Source organism: Knoellia altitudinis (assembly GCF_042666355.1).
Classification (GTDB): domain Bacteria; phylum Actinomycetota; class Actinomycetes; order Actinomycetales; family Dermatophilaceae; genus Knoellia; species Knoellia altitudinis.
This window is the reverse complement of record NZ_JBHTDK010000001.1, coordinates 1424964-1442153: the sequence shown is the minus strand read 5'-3', so window position 1 is coordinate 1442153 and position 17190 is coordinate 1424964. Positions and strand designations below refer to the sequence as shown.

Genomic DNA, 17190 nt, shown 5'->3' with positions numbered 1-17190 from the left:
GGGACCGTACCCCAAGGTCAAAGCCTCAATCGCCACGTCCGGCATCCGCCTAGTCTTGTCGACATGAGCGACATCGTCCCTGACGACAAGGACTGGACCTGGACCCTCGAGCGGGCGTGCCCCGACTGCGGTTTCGACGCCGCAACAGTGGAAGCCGCCGACATCGCGGGTCTTGTCACGGCATACACCGCGCCGTGGAGCGAGATCCTCGCCCGACCGGATGCGGCGACGCGGCCGGAACCCACCACGTGGTCCCCGCTGGAGTACGCCTGCCACGTCCGTGACGTGTGCGACCTCTTCGCCGCGCGGGTGCAGATCATGCTCGACGAGGACGGTGCCCGGTTCGCGAACTGGGACCAGGACGTGACGGCGGTCGAGAGCCGGTATGCCGAGCAGTCCCCGACCGTCGTCGCCGACGAGATCCCGGTCGCCGCGGCCCGTCTCGGCAACGCGTTTGCCGGCCGGTCAGCCGCCGAGTGGGAGCGGCGGGGGTTGCGGTCCAACGGTTCCGAGTTCACCGTGCTCACCCTCGGACGCTACGGCCTGCACGACCTCGCGCATCACCTGTGGGACGTGCGCGCATGAGCCCAGCCTGGATCTATGTCGCCCTCGGGTTCGCGCTCTTCCTGGCCGTGATCCTCCCCCCACTGCTCGACCGCTGGAAGGTCAACGCACCGATCGTCCTCGTCACCCTCGGGCTCGTCGTCGGACTGCTGCCGGGCTTTCGTGACCTCGACCTCGACCCGGTGAACCACGGGGAGGCAGTCACCCACATCACCGAGTTCACCGTGCTCGTCTCGCTCATGGGCGTCGGTCTCGCGCTCGACCGACCGCTGAGCTTCCGCGACCTCAACTCGTGGCGCACCTGGTCACCCACGTGGCGTCTGCTCGGAGTCGCGATGCCGCTGACCATCGCCGGGGTGGCGCTTCTCGCGTGGGGGCCGTTCGGCGTGGCTGCACCTGCCGCGCTCCTGCTGGGCGCCGCCCTCGCGCCCACCGACCCGGTGCTTGCGTCCGACGTGCAGGTCGGCGGCCCCAACGCGGCCGGCAGCCCGGACGGGGAGGGCGACGAGGAGATCGACGAGGAGGACGAGGTGCGTTTCGCGCTGACGAGCGAGGCCGGGCTCAACGACGGGCTGGCCTTCCCGTTCGTCCACGCCGCGATCTTCCTCGCCACCGTCGGCGCCTTCTCCGAGTGGGGCCCCCGGTGGGTCGCCTGGGAGGGGGTCGGCAAGATCGTCCTCGGAGTCGCGGTCGGCGTGGCTCTGGGTTGGGCCGTCACCCGGTTGGCGTTCACGGCCAAGTCCGAGGACGTGCGGTTCGCCGCCACGGGTGAGCCGCTCGTCGCGATCGCGGCGCTGCTCGCGGCCTACGGCGTGGCCGAGGTCGTCGGCGGCTACGGGTTCCTCGCGGTCTTCTCCTGCGCCATGGCAGTCCGCAGCTTCGAGCGCGCGCACTCCTACCACCACGACATGCATGAGGTCATCGAGAGGCTCGAGCGGCTCCTCACTCTCATCGTGCTGCTGTTGCTCGGCATGGCCCTGACCAACGGCTTGCTCGCGAACCTCGACTGGCGTGGTGTGGCGTTGTCCCTCGCCCTGCTGCTCGTCATCCGACCACTCGCCGGCCTGGCGTCCTTCCTCGGGCATCGCCGGTCGCGAGGCCTGCAGGGCTTCGACAAGCGCGAGCGGGCCGTGGCGGCCTTCTACGGAGTCCGCGGCATCGGCTCGCTCTTCTACCTGGCGTATGCCGCGACTCACGCCGAGTTCGAGGAGATCCGGTGGCTGTGGTCGGTCGTCGCGTTCACGGTGGTCGTCTCCGTGTATCTCCACGGGTTCACGGCACCGATCGCGATGGCTTGGCAGGAGCGTGGCGACCAGGCACGACGCCGCGCGAACGCCCGCTCCTGAGGTCACGTCTCTTCCCGTGCCTCAGGCCGCAGAGGCATTGAGCTCACGGGCGATGACGTGGACGACAGCACCGAGCAGGGGGGCCATGGCCGCGTTCGCAGCCAGGAGCCACGCCGCCAGGGTGTCCCCCTCGACACCGAGGAACCACAGGAGGAGCAGACCTCCAGAGGACAGCGCCCACACCCACGCCCAAGTGTGGATGACCCACGGTCGGGACCTGTCCAGCGACGTCGGACAGCCGCTGCGTCCACCCCGGACGCGACCTGCGCTCGCCCAGATCTGGCCGAAGAGCTGGAAGGGCAGGATGACGTGGAGGATCGGGATGAACCAGGCCACGCAGAGCCACACGGGATCCAGGGTGAGGTCCATGCGGTCCACGTATCGAGAGCTGGCCACCGTGAACGCCCAGATCCCGACCACGAGGACAAGCACCATGACTGCGGTCGCGGCCAGCTGGGTCAGCGCATCGAGGGCCAACGAATGCGCCGAGGTCGAGACGTCCACCACGAACAGCGTGGACAGCATCACGCTCATGAGCCCGCACACGGCATAAAGGCCTCGCGTGGCCCCGCGGAACCACGTCGGCAGGTCGGGCCGCGTGGCGGTCAGGGCGTCGATGGTGTGCCCGGTCCACCGGGCTCCGTCCCAGTAGCGGAACGTGCCGCGCAGTTCGGGGTCCGGGGCCCAACGGGCGGGGTTGTGGCCGGGGGTGGGTCGGGTCGTCGTCATGGCAGTGAGTGTGGTCGGACCGACGAGACCGGCCGTGGACTTTTCCACAGGCAGTCCTCGATAGGCTGACGCGCGTGATCGATCTCAAGCTGCTCCGCGAGAACCCCGACCGAGTGCGCGCCTCGCAGCGGGCCCGGGGTGAGGACGAGGGTGTCGTCGACGCCGTCCTGGCCGCGGAGGAGAGGCGCCGCTCGAGCCTCACCGCCTTCGAGCAGCTGCGCGCCGAGCAGAAGGCGATGGGCAAGCAGGTCGCCCAGGCCCAGGGCGACGAGAAGCAGGCCTTGCTCGCGCGCACCAAGGAGATCTCCACCCAGGTCAAGGAGAACCAGACCGCTGCCGACGAGGCCGCCGCCGAGCTCGCGACCCTCCAGCGCAGCATCGGCAACGTCATCGAGGACGGTGTCCCGGTCGGTGGCGAGGACGACTACGTCGTGCTCGAGGAGGTCGGCACCCCCAGGGACTTCGCGGCCGAGGGCTTCGAGCCCAAGGACCACCTCACCCTCGCCGAGGGCCTGGACGCCCTCGACATGGAGCGCGGCGCCAAGGTGTCCGGCTCGCGGTTCTACTTCCTCAAGGGCGTCGGGGCGCGGCTCGAGATGGCCATGCTCCAGCTCGCGATGCAGCGCGCCATCGAGGCCGGGTTCGTCCCGATGATCACGCCGACACTCGTCAAGACCGAGGTCATGGCCGGCGCCGGCTTCATCGACCATCACGCCGACGAGGTCTATCGCCTCGAGGCCGACGACCTCTACCTCACCGGCACGAGCGAGGTCGCGCTCGCGGGCTACCACGCCGACGAGATCATCGACCTCGACAAGGGCCCGATCCGCTTCGCCGGGCAGTCGACCTGCTACCGCCGCGAGGCCGGCAGCTATGGCAAGGACACCCGCGGCATCATCCGCGTCCACCAGTTCAACAAGATCGAGATGTTCGTCTACTGCCGTCCCGAGGACGCGGACGCCGAGCACCAGCGCCTCCTGACCTTCGAGAAGGAGATGCTCGACCTCATGGAGCTGCCCTACCGCGTCATCGACACCGCCGCTGGCGACCTCGGCGGCCCGGCTGCGCGCAAGTTCGACTGCGAGGCATGGGTGCCCACCCAGGGACGGCACCGTGAGCTGACGTCGACCTCGAACTGCACGACGTTCCAGGCCCGTCGCCTCAAGACCAGGTACCGCGTCGAGGGCGGCGGGACCAACGTGGCCGCGACGCTCAACGGCACCCTCGCCACGACCCGCTGGCTCGTCGCAATCCTCGAGAACCACCAGCAGGCCGACGGTTCGGTCGTCGTGCCAGCCGCGTTGCGCCCGCTCGTCGGGCTTGACGTCCTCACTCCCGCCTGACAGTGAGTGCTCGACCGGGCTATCGCTTCATCCCGACCGCGCCCTCCCCGGAGGCCTACTGCGAGCTGCGGCGAGCAGCCGGACTCTCACCCAAGACGTTGGCGCAGGCCTCGGCAGCGATCCCCGGCTCGTGGGCGGCCTGTCACGTCGTGCACGAACCCACCGGTGACGCGGTCGCCATGGGCCGCGTGATCGGTGATGGCGGCTGGTACTTCCACATCGCAGACATGGCCACCCACCCGGACCACCAGCGGCTCGGCCTCGGAGCGCGGGTGATGGAGTGGCTGCTGGACTCCATCCGGGCGGCGGTGGAGGACGAGCCGTACGTGACCCTCATGGCCGATGAGCCCGGTCGCCCGCTCTACCGACGCTTCGGGTTCCAGGAGACGGCGCCGACCTCGATCGGCATGAAGCTCACGACGCTCTGACGGTGTCCCACAGGCGAATCGCGGGAACCGGTCCGTCTCGCGACGGATCCACCCATCGCCCCTCCGTCCCTAGGCTGAGCGGTATGCCGTCCGCCCGCCGATCGCTGTCGACCACCGTCGGCGACTTCTTCGCGATCGACGACGACTGGGAGCGCCCCGCCACACCCATCGCGCGGCGGGACTGGGTCGTGGGGTTCGTGCTCTCGGTCGTGGGGATCCTCTTCCTCGAGCTGGGGCGCAGCGTCACCGAGATCAGGGCGGGTGGGCAGCCGCACTGGGTGCAGTGGTCCGCGATCGTCACCGGCGCCATGCTCATGGTCTGGCGCCGTCAGCACCCGATCCTCGTCGGCTTCCTCGCGGCCGCCCACATGTTCATCGTCGGCGTCACCATGCCGATGATCATGGGGCAGATCGCTCTCCAGATCGTCTACTTCGTCGCGATCTATGCCGCGGTCGCCTATGCCCGGCACCGTCGCTCGGCCCTCCTCGTCGTCGCCGGGATCACCGTCTTCATGCTGCTCTGGGTGGGCTGGCAGCTGGCCATCGGCGGAGGCGTCGCCGAACTCACCGAGGACGCACGGGCCGACGGCGCCGACGGGTGGTTCAGCCCCACCGTCGGAGCGGTGGTCACGACGCTGGCCGTCAACGTCCTCTACTTCGTCGGGGCCATCCTCGTCGGCCAGATCGCCTGGCGCGGGGCTCGTCAACGGGCCCGCCTGGAGGAGCAGGCGTCGACGATCGCGGCCCAGGCCGAGGCGCTCAAGCGACGCGCCGTCGTCGACGAGCGCCTGCGCATCGCCCGGGAGCTGCACGACGTCGTCGGACACCACGTCTCCGTCATCGGGATCCAGGCCGGGGCCGCTCGTCGGGTGCTCGACAAGCACCCCGACGAGGCCGCGAAGGCGCTCGGTCAGATCGAGGAGAGCTCGCGTGACGCCGTCTCGCAGATGCGGGGGCTGCTCGGGACGTTGCGGGACATCCAGGAGAGCGCGGACCTCGACCGGGCACCGGCTGGTGACGGCACCCCGACCCCGCGTGGAGCAGAGGGCGGTACGCCCTCCGGTTCGCGCAGCCCCGAGCCGACCCTCACGGACCTGCCGACGCTGGTGGCCGAGCGCAACGCGAACGGGTTGCGGACGGCATACCGGCTCGTCGAGACACGCGACGGGGCGCACGCGCGCGTCGCGCCACCCATCGCCCTGACGCTGTACCGGATCGCCCAGGAGGCCCTCGCCAACGTCACCCGGCACTCCACCGCGACGAGCGCCGACGTCGTCCTGCGCGTGGTCGAGGGCGCTCCCACCGGCGGCTACGCAGAGGTCGAGGTCCTCGACAACGGGCGCGCGCGGGTCGGGACCTCCGGCTCCGGACTCGGGCAGCTCGGCATGCGGGAGCGCTCGGCGTCCCACAAGGGCACGGTCGAGATCGGTGCCCGTCCCATGGGTGGCTACCGTGTGCGGGTGCGCATACCGCTGGGGGAGAGGGACGTCGCGGATGTCTGAGCCGGGGGCCGGACCGCCGATCCGCGTGCTCATCGTCGACGACCAGCACCTGGTGCGGTCCGGCTTCACGATGATGCTGTCCGTCGAGGACGACATCGAGGTGGTCGGCGACGTCCAGAACGGCGAGCTCGCCCTGACCGCAGCCCGCGAGCACGCACCAGACGTCATCCTCATGGATGTGCAGATGCCGGTGATGGACGGCATCGAGGCGACCCGCGCGATCGTCGCCGCGGACCTCGGCCGTGTCGTCATCCTCACGACCTTCGACCGCGACGACTACCTCTTCGACGCCCTGCGCGCGGGCGCCAGCGGCTTCCTCCTCAAGAACTCCGACCCCGAGCAGCTCGTCGACGCCATCCGGTCCGTCGCGGGAGGGCACGCGCTCCTCGCTCCCGAGGTGACCACCCGGGTCATCGCGGCCATGGTCGGGACCGCAGGAGGAGCCACTGCAGTCCCAGCGTCGACCTCGCTCGGCTCGGCGGACCAGCTCTCCCGGCTCACCGACCGCGAGCTCGAGGTCCTCACGCTCATGGGCCGCGGACGGTCCAACGCCGAGATCGCGGCCGACCTCTTCCTCGGTGAGGCCACCGTCAAGACCCACGTCTCCAACTGCCTCGCCAAGCTGCACTTGCGGGACCGGGTCCAGGCCGTCGTCTTCGCCTACGAGGTGGGTCTCATCCGTCCGACGGAGAGTGGCAGTCACCCGCTCGGCTGATCCCGCACGGATCGCTCCGACCTAGCGTGGAGCCATGACACAGAGACACCACGGATCGGTCATCGAGGTCGACGGGCTGTCGCGCTCGTTCGGGGACCTCAAGGCCGTCGACGACGTGAGCTTCACCGTGCCGGGCGGCCTCATGACCGGCTTCGTCGGGGGCAACGGTGCGGGCAAGACCACGAGCATGCGGATGATCATGGGCCTGCTCGCCACCCACGCCGGGGAGGTCCGCTGGGACGGGCGGCCGATGACCGCCGCCGACCGGCGCAACGTCGGCTACATGCCCGAGGAGCGCGGCCTCTATCCCAAGCAGAAGGTCCTCGACCAGCTCGTCTACCTCGGGGAGCTCTCGGGCATGACGCCCGGCTCCGCGAAGGCCGCGGTCATGGACAACCTCGCGCGCTTCGGCCTCGAGGACCGCTCCGGCGAGAAGGTCGAGAAGCTCTCGCTCGGCAACCAGCAGCGCGTGCAGATCATCGCCGCGCTGATGACCACCCCCGACGCGCTCATCCTCGACGAGCCGTTCTCGGGACTGGATCCGCAAGCCGTCGACTCGATGGTGGACCTGCTGCGCGAGCACACCGCCCGCGGCATCCCGGTCCTCTTCAGCTCCCACCAGCTCGAGCTCGTCGAACGCCTCTGCGACCGCCTCGTCGTCCTGGCCAAGGGACGCGTCGTCGCAGCCGGGACGGTCTCCGAGCTGCGCAGCGGAGGACCCGAGCGCTACCGGCTCACGCTCGGCGGTGACGCGGGCTGGGTCCGCGACCACCGCGGCATACACGTCCATGACGTCGACGGGACCACGGCGCTCCTCGAGTTCGTCGACGCCGGCGCCCGCACCTCTCTCCTGCGCGCCGCCGTCGACCGCGGTGACGTCGTCGACTTCGCCCGCCAGGTCCCTGCCCTGTCCGAGATCTACCGAGAGGTGACCGCATGAGGTCCAACGCCTGGATGATCGTGGCTCGCCGCGAGATCGTCAGCAAGCTCACCGACCGCACGTTCGTCGTGGGGACCCTCGGCCTCATCGCCATCCTGGCCGGCGTCCTCGGTGTGCAGGCCTTCATGGCCGACCGGGCGAGCGAGTATGCCGTCGTCACCAGCTCCAGTGCGGCACAGGGCATGGCCGAGCGGGTCAAGACCGTCGCCGAGGCGGAGGACGACAAGGTGCGGGTCACCCTCTCACGGGCCCCCGATGACGCCGCCGCCACCCGCGAGGTGCGCAGCGGTGACGCGGACGTGTGGCTGCACGAGGACGGGGACGAGGGCTGGAAGCTCACGGGCCTCGACGAGGTCCCGGGAGACGTGACGACGCCGGCGACCGACGCCATCCGCGACGCCACCCTCACGGCCAACGCCGCCTCCGCCGGGACCACGGTCGACGCGCTCACGCGTGGATCCGCCGTCACCACAGGCATCCTCGAGGGCGACGCCGACCGGGCAGGCGTGGCCAAGGTCGTCGGCTTCGCCCTGGCCATGATGTTCTACCTGGCCTCGTTCACCTTCGGACTGGCGCTCGCCAACAGCGTCGTCGAGGAGAAGGCCAGCCGGATCGTCGAGATCATCACGACGAAGATCTCGGTGCGGGAGCTGCTCGCCGGCAAGGTCATGGGCAACCTCACGCTGGCGTTCGCCCAGATGGCGCTCTTCGTCGGGGTGGGGCTCGTCGGCCTGACCTTCACCGAGTACGACCGCTTCCTCCCGGCGATCTCCGGGGCGGTCGGCTGGTTCGTCGTGTTCTTCGTGATCGGGTTCGGCCTGCTCGCCTGCCTCTGGGCCGTCGCCGGAGCCCTGGCCAGTCGCACCGAGGACGTCCAGTCGACGTCGACGCCGCTGACGATGCTCACGATGGCGATGTTCTTCGCCGCGCTGCTCGTCGACGGGACGGCGAAGACCGTGCTGTCGTTCGTGCCCCCGTTCTCGTCGATCATCATGCCGATGCGGGTGCTCGAGGGGAGCGCGTCGTGGTGGGAGGCGCTCGTCGCCCTGGCGATCCTCGTCGTCACCGCGGGTCTCATCGTTCAGGTCGCGGCGCGTCTCTACCAGCGCTCCCTGCTGCAGACCCAGGGCCGGCTCAGCATCAGGCAGGCGTGGTCGACGCCGACCTGACGACCTCGACCTGGGTGTGGTGCCCGTCCGGAGCGGCCGGGCACCACGCCGGGCGGACGGGATTTGACAAGGTGAGGCTCGCCTAAATTAGGGTGGCCTTACTCAGTGTCGCCGCGTGCTCCTCCGCGGCCCCGAAACCACCAGAAGGCCTGATGCACACACGCAGATCGCTCGTCACCGTGCTCGCCACCGGCGCCGTGGCCCTTGCCCTCACCGCCTGCTCCACCGGTCCCACCGCGGAGGCCTCGGCCGACCCGGCGACAGCGACCTCGTCCTCGGTCGACAAGGACGCGTTCCCCACGACGGTCAAGCATGCCTTCGGTGAGACCACGGTCTCGGCCGAGCCCAAGCGCGTCGCCACCGTCGGCTGGAACGACCAGGACATCGTGGTCTCGCTGGGTGTCCTGCCCGTCGGCGCCACCAAGATCACCTGGGGCGGCAACGCCGGGGGCTCGACCGACTGGTTCGACGCGGGGGTCGCCAAACTCGACCCCAAGGCCGAGATTCCCCGCTACGACGACACGGCCGGCGTGCCGTTCGACAAGATCGCGGCCACCAAGCCCGACCTCATCCTCGGCGTCAACTCGGGCATCACCCAGGAGGACTACGACAAGCTCTCCAAGATCGCCCCGACCGTGGCCTTCCCCGGCGAGGCCTGGGGCACGTCCTGGGAGGACAGCGTCAAGCTCGTCGGCCAGGCGCTCGGACGCAGCACCCGGGCGACCGAGGTGACGGCCGAGACCAACAAGCAGATCGACGACGCCGTCGCGAAGTACCCCCAGATCAAGGGCAAGTCCGCGGCCTGGGCGTGGTTCACCCCGACCGACCTCTCCGTCGTCAGCCTCTACACGAGCCACGACCTCCGGCCGCAGATCCTGCGTCGCTTCGGCATGACCGACGCGCCGACCGTCACCTCGCTGAGCAAGGGCAACAAGCAGTTCAGTGCGAACCTCTCGGCCGAGAAGTCCTCGACCCTCGCCGCCGACGCCCTCATCTTCTACGTCGAGAAGCCCGAAGAGGTCGACACCCTCAAGAAGCACCCGCTCCTCGGCCAGATCCCGGCCCTGAAGTCGAACCACTACGTCGCGTCCGCCGACAACGCCACCGCGCTGACGATGTCCTCGCCGTCGCCGCTCTCGATGCCGGTCGCCCTCGAGAAGTTCCTGCCCAAGATCGCCTCCGCGGTGGACGGAACTCCGGCTCAGTGACGGTCCGGGCCATCGAAGCGCCCGGTATGCCGCACCTCAGGCCGGCTGCCCCGGCTCACCTTGCAGGGAGGGTGGGCCGGGGTGGTCGTGTGCCCGTCGCCGCCATCGTCGTCGGCGGGGTCCTCGCCGTGGCGGTCGCCGCGGCGCTCTCCCTGCTCGTCGGGACCCAGTCGGTCCCGCCGTCCGAGATCGCCGCTGGCGTGCTGGGTGACCCGGTCACGGCGCAGGTCCGGGGCATCGTCGACTCCCGCATCGACCGCACGCTCATCGGGCTCGTCGTGGGGGCCGCGGTCGCCATCTGTGGGGTCGTCCTTCAAGGCCTGACCCGCAACCCGCTCGCCGAGCCGGGCATCCTCGGCATCAACTCCGGCGCCGCACTCGCCGTCGTCATCGGCATCAAGGTCTTCGCCCTGTCGGGTGTCGGCGGCTACGTCTGGTTCGCCCTGGCCGGCGCGGTGGTCACAGCGGTCGTCGTGCAGCTACTCGCGCTCCTCGCGCCCGTCCGGGCCCAGCCCGTGACGATGGCCCTGGCGGGTGCCGCCGTCATGGCGACCTCGACGAGCATCGTCGGCGCCATCCTCGTCTCGGACCAGGGCGCCCTCGACGTCTTCCGGTTCTGGCAGGTCGGGTCGGTCGCCGGCCGCGACGCCGGGATCGTCCTCGACGTCGCACCCTTCCTCGTCATCGGCTTCGCCCTCTCGCTCGCGTCGGGCTCGCTCCTCAACACGGTGGCCCTGGGTGACGACCTCGCTCGCGGCCTCGGCCAGCGGGTCCTGCTGCACCGGCTCCTCGCGGCCACCGGTGCGATCCTGCTCGCCGCGTCCGCCACCGCGCTCGCCGGTCCGATCGCCTTCGTCGGCCTCGTCGTCCCGCACGTCGTCCGGGCCCTCGTGGGACCGGACCACCGACGCATCCTGCTCGGCACGCTCTTCGCCGGGCCGGTGCTCGTCGTCGCCGCGGACACCATCGGTCGTGTCGTCGCCGCCCCCTCCGAGGTCCAGGCCGGCATCGTCTGCGCCGTCGTCGGCGCACCCTTCCTCGTCGGCCTCGTCCGTCGGATGAGCGTGGCATGAGCACCGCATGAGCACCCTCTCGCTCGCCGAGTCCGAGGCGACCCTCCTCACCCTGCGTGCCGTCCGCCGCGGGGTGCGTCGCCGACAGCTCCTGCTCCTCGTCGGGCTCGGCGCCCTCGTCGTCGCCCTCTTCCTCGCCCGAGCGCTCCTCGGCGACTACCGCGTGTCGTTCGTGGACGGCATACGGATGATCTCCGGGACCACCATCCCCGGTGCGTCGTTCATCTTCATGGAGTCGACGCTGCCCCGCGCCTGCATGTCGGTCCTCGCCGGCGCGGCCTTCGCCTCCGCGGGCGCAGCGTTCCAGTCGATGCTGCGCAACCCGCTGGCGAGCCCGGACGTCCTCGGCATCAACCTTGGTGCGAGCGCGGCAGCAGTCTTCGCGGTGGTCCTGCTCGGATGGACCGGTATGCCGGTCGCGCTCGTCGCGTTCGCCGGTGCGGTTGCCGTCGCGGCCACCATCCACGGCTTCGCCGGCCGCGGCGGGGCGGCCACCGGCCGGATGATCCTCGTCGGGGTCGGCCTTGCCGCCGTCCTGAGCTCGGTCGTGCACTGGGTGCTGCTGCGCGCCGACATCTACCGCGCGCAGGACGCGCTCGTCTGGCTCACCGGCAGCCTCGGGTCGGTGTCGTGGAGCGAGATCGTCCGCCTGGGCGTCGTCGTGGCCATCGGCCTGCCGCTCCTCACCCTCGTCACCCGGCAGCTCGGGGTCCTCGGACTCGGCGACGACCTCGCCGCCGGCCTCGGCGTCCGGGCGCACCGACTCCGCATCCTCATCACGGGCCTCGTCGTCCTGCTCACCGCCTCGGCGACCGCCGTCTGCGGACCGATCGCGTTCGTCGGGTTCCTCAGCGGACCGATCGCGCGACGCCTCGCCGGGGGCCGGACCTCGGTGCCCGCCGCGGCCCTCGTCGGTGCGGCGATGGTGCTCGCCGCCGACTACGTCAGCGCCTACGCCGACCCGAACACGGCCTACCCCGTCGGTGTCGTCACCGGCCTCGCCGGAGCCCCCGTCCTCGTCTGGCTGCTCGTCGCCGGCCGTCGCACCATCCAGGAGAAAGCATGAGCGAGACGCCGTGACCGACACCCTCCCCGTGACCTCGACCCTGACCGCCGAGTCGCTCACGCTCGCCTACGACAGGCGCGTCGTCGTCGAGGGCCTCGACCTCGTCGTCCCCTCCGGTCGGGTGACGGCGATCGTCGGGCCCAACGGCTGCGGCAAGTCGACCCTGCTGCGCGGACTGTCGCGGCTGCTGGCGCCGAGTGCCGGGCGCGTCCTCCTCGACGGCCAGGTCATCGGTGAGCTGGCCACCAAGGAGGTCGCCAGACGACTCGGTCTGCTCCCGCAGCAGCCGATCGTCCCCGAGGGCATCACCGTCGCCGAGCTCGTGGAGCGTGGCCGCCACCCGCACCACGGGCTCTTCAAGCAGTGGTCCCGCGAGGACGAGTCGATCGTCGCGCGCGCCCTCGAGGTGACCGAGCTGGTCCACCTCGCCGGCATTCCTGTCGACAGCCTCTCCGGAGGTCAGCGGCAGCGGGCCTGGATCGCCATGGCCCTGGCGCAGCGCACCCCCGTGCTCCTCCTCGACGAGCCGACCTCCTTCCTCGACATCGCCCACCAGATCGACGTCCTCGAGCTCGTCCGTGACCTCAACGCCACCGAGGGCACGACCGTCGTCATGGTCCTGCACGACCTCGCCATGGCGGCCCGCTACGCCGACCATCTCGTCGCCATGTGCGACGGCGCGATCGTCGCCGAGGGCCCGCCCGCCCAGATCGTCACCCCAGAGGTCATCGAGTCGGTCTTCGGCATCGCGGCATCCGTCGTCGCCGACCCGACCACCGGTGACCCCGTCGTCATCCCCCACCGCAGGAAGCGAGAGAAGTCATGACCGTCCTCGACCGGGTCGCCATGAAGGCCGCCACCGCCTACGCCCGCCTCACCATGGCGTCACCGATCTATCGCGAGAGCGACGCCCAGTTCGAGATGACCGTCGCCGCGGTGAGCGACCTGGGTGGCGGCATGCGGCGAATCACGTTCTCCGCAGAGGAGTTCGCGAACTTCCGGCTCGTCGGCTGCGATGAGTACTTCGGGCTCCTCATGCCGCGCCGCGGCGCCGCCCTCACCCTCCCCGACGGTTCGCGCGAGAACGTCCGCGCCGCCATCGCCGACATGCCGGAGGCCGAGCGGCCCGACCTGCGCTGGTACACGATCCGCGCGCACCACGCCGTCAACAGGACCATCGACGTCGACATCGTCACCCACGGCGACTCCGGCCCCGGGTCCGCATGGGCCTGCGCCGCCCAGGTCGGCGACCGCGTGGGCTTCCGGTCCGGTGGCGCCCTGTTCCGTGGCCACGAGTGCGACGGCCCGGTCCTGTTCGTCGCCGACGAGACCGCCCTTCCCGCGTTGGCCGCCATCGTCGACGCCCACCCGACCGTCCTGGACCGAGCCACCTTCCACGTCGAGGTGTCCGACGAAGCCATCCTCGCGGCATACCCCCTCGGCGGAGCCGAGGTCACGGTGCACGTGCGCACCGACGGCATCCCCGGCTCGGTCGTCCTCCCGGCGCTGCGCGACGCCCAGCTCGGCAAGCTCGACTACGCATGGCTGTGCGGTGAGTCCGGCATGGTCACCGAAGGCCGACGCCACCTCGTCAAGAGTGTCGGCGTGGACCGGCGGCAGGTGCTCTTCTCCGGCTACTGGAAGCTGGGGCAGGAGCGCGGCTGACGGTCGCGGTGGATAGGTTGGCGCCATGACGGCCACCCCCCACCTCGTCGCGCTCGACGTCGACGGCACGACGATCAACCACGCCGGTGAGATGTCCTCGGTGGTCCATGCCGCCGTGCGCGCCGCCGTCGACGCCGGCCACCACGTGACCATCGCGACCGGCCGCTCCATCGTCGCGACGATGCCGATCCTGGCCGAGCTGGGGATCGAGACCGGGTATGCCGTGTGCTCCAACGGCGCGGTCACCCTGCGTCTCGACCCTGCCCTGGAGCGCGGCTACGAGGTGACCGAGGCCGTCACCTTCGACCCGGCGCCCGCTCTCAACCTGCTGCGTGAGGCGTGGCCAGACTCCGTAGTCGCCGTCGAGGACCTCGGCGTGGGCTTCAAGGTCAGCGCGCCGTTCCCGGAGGGCGAGCTCGGCGGAGACCAGGTCGTCGTGCCGTGGGCCGAGCTCGTGGCCGAGCCCGTCACCCGCGTGACCTTCCGCGACCCCGCCGGGACGGCCCAGGACTTCATGGACCTCGCCGAGCGGATCGGCCTGCACGGCGTCAACTACGCGGTCGGGTTCACCGCCTGGCTCGACATCAACCCCGAGGGCGTGAGCAAGGGTTCTGCACTCGAGCTCGTGCGGCGGCACCTCGGTGTCGAGCCGGCACACACGGTCGCGGTGGGGGACCAGCGCAACGATCTCGAGATGCTCCACTGGGCCGCCCGGGGCGTGGCGATGGGCAACGCACCCGACGAGGTCAAGGCCGCCGCGGACGAGACAACCCTCGATGTCGACGACGACGGCCTCGTTCCTGTGCTCCAATCACTCCTGTGAGTGACACTGCGCGCAAGGTCGGCGACCACGACATCATCGAGAAGGGCGCGCGTCTGGGATTCGTGATGAGCGGGGTCATCCACCTCGTCATCGCGTGGATCGCCCTCAAGGTCGCGTGGAACTTCGGCGGTGGGTCGGACAGCGCCGACAAGTCCGGTGCCCTCGCGACCTTCGCGGGAGGCACGACCGGGCCGGTGCTCCTGTGGCTGACCGTGATCGGCTTCGTGCTCCTCGCGATCTGGCAGGCGAGCGAGGCGGTCGTCGGCCGACACGGGAGTGAGGCGAGCGACCGCGCCAAGGCAGGTGGCAAGGCGTCGATGTACCTCTTCTTCGCCTACTCCGCCTACGCCCTCACCAAGGGCGCCACCTCCTCGGACGAGCAGAAGACCGATGAGGCCACAGCCGGGCTGATGTCGAGCCCGGGAGGGCGGGTCCTCGTCGGGGTCGTCGCTCTGGCCATCCTCGCGGCGGCTGCCTATCACGTGTGGAAGGGCTGGACCAAGGGATTTCTCGAGGAGCTGCGGACCCACCCGGCACCGTGGGCCGTGAACGCCGGCCGAGCGGGCTACGTGGCCAAGGGTGTCGCCCTCGCCGTGGTCGGCATCCTCTTCGGGTCGGCCGCTCTGTCGTCCAGGGCGGCAGATGCGGGTGGGCTGGACGCCGCGCTCAAGGAGCTGCGTGACCAGCCGTTCGGGCCCTACCTTCTCACCGTCGTGGCGCTGGGCATCGCTGCCTACGGCGTCTACTCCTGCGTCAAGGCGCGGCTCGCCAAGCTCTGACCCGCCCGTCGCCCACAATGGCGGGTATGCCGTCCCGTCCCGATCTCGAGATCACCTCGCCTGCCAACCCGCGCCTCAAGCAGCTCGTGGCGCTGCGTCGCCGTCGGGCCCGCGACGAGGCCTCGGTGACGGTCGTCGAGGGGTTCGAGGAGCTCGGGCTGGCACTGGACGCCGGGGTCCGACCGCGTGCGCTCTTCTACTCACCCGAGCTCATGCTCGACGCCGACGAGCAGCTGCGGGTCGTCGACGACCTCCGTGCCTCGGGCGTCGAGGTCGTGAGGGTGTCACGGCCGGCGTTCGAGAAGGTGGCCTACCGCGAGGGGCCGGACGGGTTCATGGCCCTGGTGCCCGCCGTTCGTGCCGGGCTCGGCGAGCTCGACCTGCCGCCCACTCCGCTGCTGCTCGTGTGCGAGGGACTGGAGAAACCCGGAAACCTCGGGGCCATGCTGCGCACCGCCGATGCGGCCGGTGTCGATGCCGTCATCGCCGTCGACCCCGTGACGGACTGGGGCAACCCCAATGTCATCCGTGGCTCCAAGGGGACGGTCTTCTCGGTTCCGGTGGCCAGCGCCACGCTCGGTGAGACGCTCGCCTGGCTGCGGCAGCGCGGCATACGCATCGTCGCGACGACCCCCGACACGGAGCTGCTGCACACCGACGCCGACCTCACCGGGGGGGTCGCGATCGCGGTCGGCACGGAGAAGTTCGGGCTGACCGACGAGGCCCTGCGAGCGGCTGACCTGCGGGTTCGCGTTCCCATGCACGGACAGGTGAACTCGCTCAACGCCTCGGCCGCCGCCGCGATCGTCGTCTACGAGGCATTACGCCAACGCCGTTCGTGACGAGAGCGTGGCTGGGAGTCACTGCTTCCCCGTCAGTCACACCCGTGTCAGGAGCACCCCCTGAGGTGTGTCACGATTATCGGCATGCGAGTCGACCATGTTGTCTATGCCGCAGAGAACGACGGGGCGCGAGCCACGGCTGCACGTCTGGCCGAGCAGCTCGGGGTAGCAGCCGTCGACGGGGGTGTGCATCCGCGCTTCGGGACGCGCAACGTCATCCTTCCCCTCCTCGGTGACCGTTATCTCGAGGTCGTCGAGGTGCTCGACCACCCCGCGTCCGACAAGGCGCCCTTCGGCCAGGTCGTGCGCGCCCGCTCCGCGGCCGGCGGTGGCTGGCTCGGGTGGGTCGTGAGCGTCGAGGACATCTCCAAGCAGGAGCAGCGGCTCGGTCGCGACTCGGTCACGGGCAACCGTCACCGGCCCGACGGTGTCGAGCTCCGCTGGAAGCAGCTGGGCGTCAAGGGCCTCCAGTCCGACCCCCAGCTCCCCTTCTTCGTCGAGTGGGCCGAGGGCACCCAGCACCCGTCGGGCGTCGGCGCCACTCAGGTGGCACTGCGATCGGTGGAGATCGCCGGCGACCCCAACCGGGTGCGTGACTGGGTCGGTGTCGACGAGGACTACGTGCCCGCCGACGTCGACTTCAACTTCGTGGCGCCCCGCGGCACGCCCGGCATCCTGTCGGTGACCTTCGAGACCCCTTCGGGTCCGGTCACCGTCTGACCAGCCTTTTGCGGCATACCGAAGTGCCCCGCCTGCGACCACGGTCCGGCGGGGCACGTCGTTGTCCAGGTGAGTCAGCGCCAGGCGTTCGTGAACCACGAAGTTCCTCGTGCGGAGCATGACCAGCCTTCATCCCCGGCTTGCGCGAATCGCCCGCGAACAGGACGGACTCATCACCCGTGCGCACGCGGTCAGCCGCGTTCGGCGCGAGCTGCACAGGGCCGCTTGAGACGAGCCGACGGCATACCGACATGGTTCGCGACCAGCAGGGGACTGGT

The 17190-nt window shown here is 70.4% G+C and carries 18 protein-coding genes; 17 read left to right on the top strand and 1 reads right to left on the bottom strand.

Annotation, left to right across the window (positions count from 1 at the left end):
* The first annotated feature begins 63 nt into the window (after positions 1-63).
* Together ACFQW8_RS06815 and ACFQW8_RS06810 are read left to right on the top strand one after the other, a co-directional pair.
* On the top strand, positions 64-585 hold the full coding sequence (locus tag ACFQW8_RS06815; protein ID WP_380086219.1) for a DinB family protein: 522 nt from the start codon (positions 64-66) through the stop codon (positions 583-585).
* Positions 582-1910, top strand: coding sequence for a cation:proton antiporter domain-containing protein (locus tag ACFQW8_RS06810; protein WP_380086218.1), 1329 nt, complete (start codon positions 582-584; stop codon positions 1908-1910). The genes ACFQW8_RS06815 and ACFQW8_RS06810 overlap by 4 nt, the downstream gene beginning before the upstream one ends.
* A 21-nt stretch (positions 1911-1931) precedes the next feature.
* On the opposite strand, the gene ACFQW8_RS06805 is transcribed toward ACFQW8_RS06810, so the two are convergent.
* Entirely contained in the window at positions 1932-2639 is a 708-nt protein-coding gene (locus ACFQW8_RS06805) for a DUF2510 domain-containing protein (RefSeq protein ID WP_380086217.1), read from the bottom strand.
* A 74-nt stretch (positions 2640-2713) separates the two neighbouring features.
* On the opposite strand from ACFQW8_RS06805, the gene serS reads away from it, so the two are divergent.
* From serS to ACFQW8_RS06730, 15 genes are all read left to right on the top strand, one after another.
* A complete protein-coding gene (gene serS, locus ACFQW8_RS06800; RefSeq protein ID WP_380086216.1) occupies positions 2714-3982 on the top strand; it encodes a serine--tRNA ligase in 1269 nt (422 codons plus the stop codon).
* A complete protein-coding gene (locus tag ACFQW8_RS06795; RefSeq protein WP_380088615.1) occupies positions 3979-4410 on the top strand; it encodes a GNAT family N-acetyltransferase in 432 nt (143 codons plus the stop codon). Before serS ends, ACFQW8_RS06795 begins: the two co-directional genes overlap by 4 nt.
* A gap of 83 nt (positions 4411-4493) precedes the next feature.
* Complete coding sequence (locus ACFQW8_RS06790) at positions 4494-5912, top strand: sensor histidine kinase (RefSeq protein WP_380086215.1); 1419 nt, start codon at positions 4494-4496, stop codon at positions 5910-5912.
* Positions 5905-6627 carry a response regulator gene (locus tag ACFQW8_RS06785; protein ID WP_380086214.1) on the top strand — a complete coding sequence of 241 codons (723 nt, stop codon included), beginning with the start codon at positions 5905-5907 and terminating at the stop codon, positions 6625-6627. Before ACFQW8_RS06790 ends, ACFQW8_RS06785 begins: the two co-directional genes overlap by 8 nt.
* 34 nt (positions 6628-6661) lie before the next feature.
* Complete coding sequence (locus tag ACFQW8_RS06780) at positions 6662-7567, top strand: ABC transporter ATP-binding protein (RefSeq protein WP_380086213.1); 906 nt, start codon at positions 6662-6664, stop codon at positions 7565-7567.
* Positions 7564-8736 (top strand): ABC transporter permease, encoded by a 1173-nt coding sequence (locus ACFQW8_RS06775; RefSeq protein ID WP_380086212.1) that lies wholly within the window; start codon positions 7564-7566, stop codon positions 8734-8736. Before ACFQW8_RS06780 ends, ACFQW8_RS06775 begins: the two co-directional genes overlap by 4 nt.
* A 152-nt stretch (positions 8737-8888) precedes the next feature.
* A complete protein-coding gene (locus ACFQW8_RS06770) occupies positions 8889-9944 on the top strand; it encodes an iron-siderophore ABC transporter substrate-binding protein (protein WP_380086211.1) in 1056 nt (351 codons plus the stop codon).
* An 89-nt stretch (positions 9945-10033) separates the two neighbouring features.
* Entirely contained in the window at positions 10034-11017 is a 984-nt protein-coding gene (locus ACFQW8_RS06765; protein ID WP_380086210.1) for a FecCD family ABC transporter permease, read from the top strand.
* A gap of 7 nt (positions 11018-11024) precedes the next feature.
* Positions 11025-12083 (top strand): FecCD family ABC transporter permease, encoded by a 1059-nt coding sequence (locus ACFQW8_RS06760; protein ID WP_380086209.1) that lies wholly within the window; start codon positions 11025-11027, stop codon positions 12081-12083.
* 10 nt (positions 12084-12093) lie between these two features.
* Positions 12094-12909 (top strand): ABC transporter ATP-binding protein, encoded by an 816-nt coding sequence (locus tag ACFQW8_RS06755; RefSeq protein ID WP_380086208.1) that lies wholly within the window; start codon positions 12094-12096, stop codon positions 12907-12909.
* Positions 12906-13748 (top strand): siderophore-interacting protein, encoded by an 843-nt coding sequence (locus tag ACFQW8_RS06750; protein WP_380086207.1) that lies wholly within the window; start codon positions 12906-12908, stop codon positions 13746-13748. Before ACFQW8_RS06755 ends, ACFQW8_RS06750 begins: the two co-directional genes overlap by 4 nt.
* 25 nt (positions 13749-13773) lie before the next feature.
* Positions 13774-14571 carry an HAD family hydrolase gene (locus ACFQW8_RS06745; RefSeq protein ID WP_380086206.1) on the top strand — a complete coding sequence of 266 codons (798 nt, stop codon included), beginning with the start codon at positions 13774-13776 and terminating at the stop codon, positions 14569-14571.
* A complete protein-coding gene (locus ACFQW8_RS06740; RefSeq protein ID WP_380086205.1) occupies positions 14568-15350 on the top strand; it encodes a DUF1206 domain-containing protein in 783 nt (260 codons plus the stop codon). The genes ACFQW8_RS06745 and ACFQW8_RS06740 overlap by 4 nt, the downstream gene beginning before the upstream one ends.
* 26 nt (positions 15351-15376) lie before the next feature.
* Positions 15377-16192 carry an RNA methyltransferase gene (locus tag ACFQW8_RS06735; RefSeq protein WP_380086204.1) on the top strand — a complete coding sequence of 272 codons (816 nt, stop codon included), beginning with the start codon at positions 15377-15379 and terminating at the stop codon, positions 16190-16192.
* A gap of 84 nt (positions 16193-16276) precedes the next feature.
* Entirely contained in the window at positions 16277-16912 is a 636-nt protein-coding gene (locus tag ACFQW8_RS06730; RefSeq protein WP_380086203.1) for a VOC family protein, read from the top strand.
* The last annotated feature ends 278 nt before the right edge of the window (positions 16913-17190 follow it).

Excerpts from the sequence above, each read along its gene's own strand:
- ACFQW8_RS06815 (WP_380086219.1), top strand. The coding sequence starts at position 64 with ATGAGCGACATCGTCCCTGACGACAAGGACTGGACCTGGACCCTCGAG.
- ACFQW8_RS06810 (WP_380086218.1), top strand. The coding sequence starts at position 582 with ATGAGCCCAGCCTGGATCTATGTCGCCCTCGGGTTCGCGCTCTTCCTG.
- ACFQW8_RS06805 (WP_380086217.1), bottom strand. The coding sequence starts at position 2,639 with ATGACGACGACCCGACCCACCCCCGGCCACAACCCCGCCCGTTGGGCC.
- ACFQW8_RS06790 (WP_380086215.1), top strand. The coding sequence starts at position 4,494 with ATGCCGTCCGCCCGCCGATCGCTGTCGACCACCGTCGGCGACTTCTTC.
- ACFQW8_RS06785 (WP_380086214.1), top strand. The coding sequence starts at position 5,905 with ATGTCTGAGCCGGGGGCCGGACCGCCGATCCGCGTGCTCATCGTCGAC.
- ACFQW8_RS06780 (WP_380086213.1), top strand. The coding sequence starts at position 6,662 with ATGACACAGAGACACCACGGATCGGTCATCGAGGTCGACGGGCTGTCG.
- ACFQW8_RS06775 (WP_380086212.1), top strand. The coding sequence starts at position 7,564 with ATGAGGTCCAACGCCTGGATGATCGTGGCTCGCCGCGAGATCGTCAGC.
- ACFQW8_RS06770 (WP_380086211.1), top strand. The coding sequence starts at position 8,889 with ATGCACACACGCAGATCGCTCGTCACCGTGCTCGCCACCGGCGCCGTG.
- ACFQW8_RS06760 (WP_380086209.1), top strand. The coding sequence starts at position 11,025 with ATGAGCACCCTCTCGCTCGCCGAGTCCGAGGCGACCCTCCTCACCCTG.
- ACFQW8_RS06750 (WP_380086207.1), top strand. The coding sequence starts at position 12,906 with ATGACCGTCCTCGACCGGGTCGCCATGAAGGCCGCCACCGCCTACGCC.
- ACFQW8_RS06745 (WP_380086206.1), top strand. The coding sequence starts at position 13,774 with ATGACGGCCACCCCCCACCTCGTCGCGCTCGACGTCGACGGCACGACG.
- ACFQW8_RS06735 (WP_380086204.1), top strand. The coding sequence starts at position 15,377 with ATGCCGTCCCGTCCCGATCTCGAGATCACCTCGCCTGCCAACCCGCGC.
- ACFQW8_RS06730 (WP_380086203.1), top strand. The coding sequence starts at position 16,277 with ATGCGAGTCGACCATGTTGTCTATGCCGCAGAGAACGACGGGGCGCGA.